Source organism: Streptomyces spinosus, from assembly GCF_020400655.1.
Lineage (GTDB): Bacteria > Actinomycetota > Actinomycetes > Streptomycetales > Streptomycetaceae > Streptomyces > Streptomyces argyrophylli.
Genome location: NZ_JAINRC010000051.1, coordinates 1 through 3,076, shown reverse-complemented (window position 1 = coordinate 3,076; position 3,076 = coordinate 1). Strand labels below are relative to the sequence as shown.

Annotated in this window: 1 protein-coding gene; it reads left to right on the top strand. The window is 75.9% G+C overall.

Features of this window, described 5'->3' with window-relative positions:
* The coding region (locus LG395_RS40830; protein ID WP_225814637.1) for a non-ribosomal peptide synthetase at positions 1 to 3,076 on the top strand (3,076 nt) is incomplete at both ends.

Genomic DNA, 3,076 nt, shown 5'->3' with positions numbered 1-3,076 from the left:
TGCCTACGACCACCAGGACCTGCCCTTCGAACGCCTGGTGGAGGAACTGGCCCCCGACCGGGACCTGTCCCGCCATCCGCTGTTCCAGACGATGTTCGTGCTCCAGAACACCCCGGACGGCCACGCCTGGCGCCTGCCCGGAACGGTGGTGGAGCCGTTCGCGGTCCGTGCGGAGGAGGCCAAGTTCGACCTGACCCTGTTCCTCACCGAGCGGCCCGACGGTGCGCTCGACGGCGAGCTGGTGTTCGCCCTCGACCTGTTCGCACCGGACACGGCCGAGCGGCTGGCCGGGCACTTCACCACGCTGCTGCGCGCGGCCGTCACCGGCCCGGAGCGCCGGCTGTCCGAGCTGGAGGTGCTGACCGGTGCCGAGCGGCGCCGGGTGCTGGCCGACTGGAGCGGGACGGAAGCCGCCGCGCAGACCGGGGCCGAGGCCGGCGCCGCGGCGACGGTGCACCGGCTCGTCGAGGAGTGCGCCGCCCTGCGACCGGACGCCACCGCGGTGCGCTCGGCCGGCGGGGACCTGACCTACCGGGAGCTGAACGCGCGGGCCAACCGGCTCGCCCGGCACCTGCGTTCCCGCGGAGCCGGTCCCGGGGCCGCGGTCGCCGTGTGCCTGGAGCGCGGCCCCGAGCAGATCACCGCACTGCTCGCGATCCTCAAGTCCGGCGCCGCCTACGTACCGCTGGATCCGGAACACCCGACCGACCGGCTCGCCTACATGGTCGCGGACGCGCGGGCCACGCTCGTCGTCACCGACGGCGCCGGAGCCGCACGGCTGCCCGAGGGGCCCGGCCGGTTCCTCACCGACCGCGACTGGCCGTCCCTCGCCGGCCTGCCGGCGCACGACCCGGAGCCCGCCGCGGCCCCCGACGACCTGGCGTACGTGATCTACACCAGCGGCTCCACCGGCCGGCCCAAGGGCGTCGAGATCGAGCACCGCAGCCTGGTCGGCCTGGTCCGCTGGACGGCCGACACCTTCGGCGGGGCCCCGGGACGGCGTGTCGCGTTGCTGGCGGGCGTCGGGTTCGACGCGTCGGCCTGGGAACTGTGGCCCGCGCTGGCGACCGGTGCCACCGTGTGCGTACCGGACGACACGGTGCGGCTGACGCCCGAGCTGCTCCAGCGCTGGCTCACCGAGCAGCGCGTCACGGGCACCTTCGTCTCGACACCCGTGCTGGAGGCGCTGGCGGCCCTCGACTGGTCGGAGCCCACCTCCCTCGAGTACGTGCTGACCGGCGGGGACGCACTGCGCCTGCCGGCCGGGCTGCGCCTGCCCTTCCGCGTCGTCAACAACTACGGACCGACCGAGTCGACGGTGGTGACGACCTCGGCGGAGGTCGTCCCCGGCACGGCCGTGCCACCGATCGGCCGGCCGGTGCGCGGCACCTTCGTGTACGTCGTGGACCGGCACGGCCGGCCGGTGCCGACCGGAGTGCCGGGCGAACTCCTCGTCGGCGGGGCCGGGCTGGCCCGCGGCTACCGGGGGCAGCCGGACCAGACGGCGCAGCGGTTCGTGACCGTCCACGTCGACGGCACCCCGCGCCGGGTCTACCGCACCGGGGACCGGGTCCGCTGGCTGCCCGACGGGCAACTGGAGTTCCTGGGCCGGCTGGACGAGCAGGTGAAGCTGCGCGGGCACCGCATCGAGCCCGGGGAGATCGAGGCGGTGCTGCTGGCCGGCCCCGACGTCGCCGCGGCCACCGTCGTCGTCCGCGAGGACACCCCCGGCGACAGGCGGCTGGTCGCCTACGTCGTCCCGGCGGGGGGCGGTCGCGTGACGAGCGAGGCCCTGCGCGGGCGGCTGCGCCGGGAACTGCCCGACTTCATGGTGCCGTCCGCGTTCGTGGCGCTGGAGCGGCTGCCGCTCACCCCGAACGGCAAGGTGGACCGGCGGGCGCTGCCCGCGCCCGAGCCCCGCGCGTCCGCGGCCGGCGGTCCGGCCCCCCGTACCCCGGTCGAGCGCGCCATCGCGGCGGCCTGGTCCCAGGTGCTGGGCACCGAGGTCACCGGTGTGGACGACAACTTCTTCGAGCTCGGCGGCCACTCCCTGCTCGCCACCCAGGTGACGTCACGGCTGCGGGACGCGCTCGGGGTGGAGGTGCCCGTGCGGACCCTGTTCGCGGCACCCACCGTGGCCGCGCTGGCCGCGGCCGTCGCGGAACCGGCGGCGGACGCGGTGGCCGGCGCCGGTCGGATCGTGCCGGCCGACCGGACCGGCGGGCCGCTGCCGCTGAGCTTCGCCCAGCAGCGGCTGTGGTTCCTCGACCAACTGGAGCCCGGACGCGCGGAGTACGCCGTACCCTTCGCGCTGCGCGTCGACGGCCCGCTGGACACCGCCGCCCTCGACGCGGCGCTGACCCGCATGCTGGCGCGGCACGAGATCCTGCGGACGCGGTACGTCGCCGGGGAGGACGGGGAGCCGGCACAGGTCGTCGATCCTCCGGCACCGGTACGCACGGCCGTCCACGACCTGCGGCACATCGCCGATCCCGGGGAACGGCGGGAGGCGGCACGGCGCTTCGCCCGGGCGGAGGCCGCCCGCCCGTTCGACCTGGCGGCGGGGCCGCTGCTGCGCGCGCACCTGGTGCGGCTGGCCGACGAGGAGGCGCACCTGCTGCTGACGGTGCACCACATCGCCTGCGACGGCTGGTCGGAACCGCTCATGGCGCGCGAACTGCGCGAGGGCTACCGGGCGGCGACGACCGGCACCCCGCCCGAGGGCACGGAACTGCCGGTGCAGTACGCGGACTTCGCCGTGTGGCAGCGGCAATGGCTCACCGGTGAGGTGCTGGACGGACAACTGGCGTACTGGCGGGAGCGGCTGGCCGGGGTGGAACCGCTGGAACTGCCGACCGACCACCGCCGCCCGGCGGGACCGCCCGGCGGCGGCGACACCGTGACGTTCGAGGTGGGCGCGACGGTGGCCGCCGGGCTGCGGAAGGCGGCCAGGAACGGCTCCGCGAGCCTGTACATGGTGCTGCTGGCGGCCTTCCAGGTGCTGCTGGCCAAGTACGGCCGCCAGGACGACGTGACCGTGGGCAGCCCGGTCGCCGGCCGCAACCGCGCCGAGACG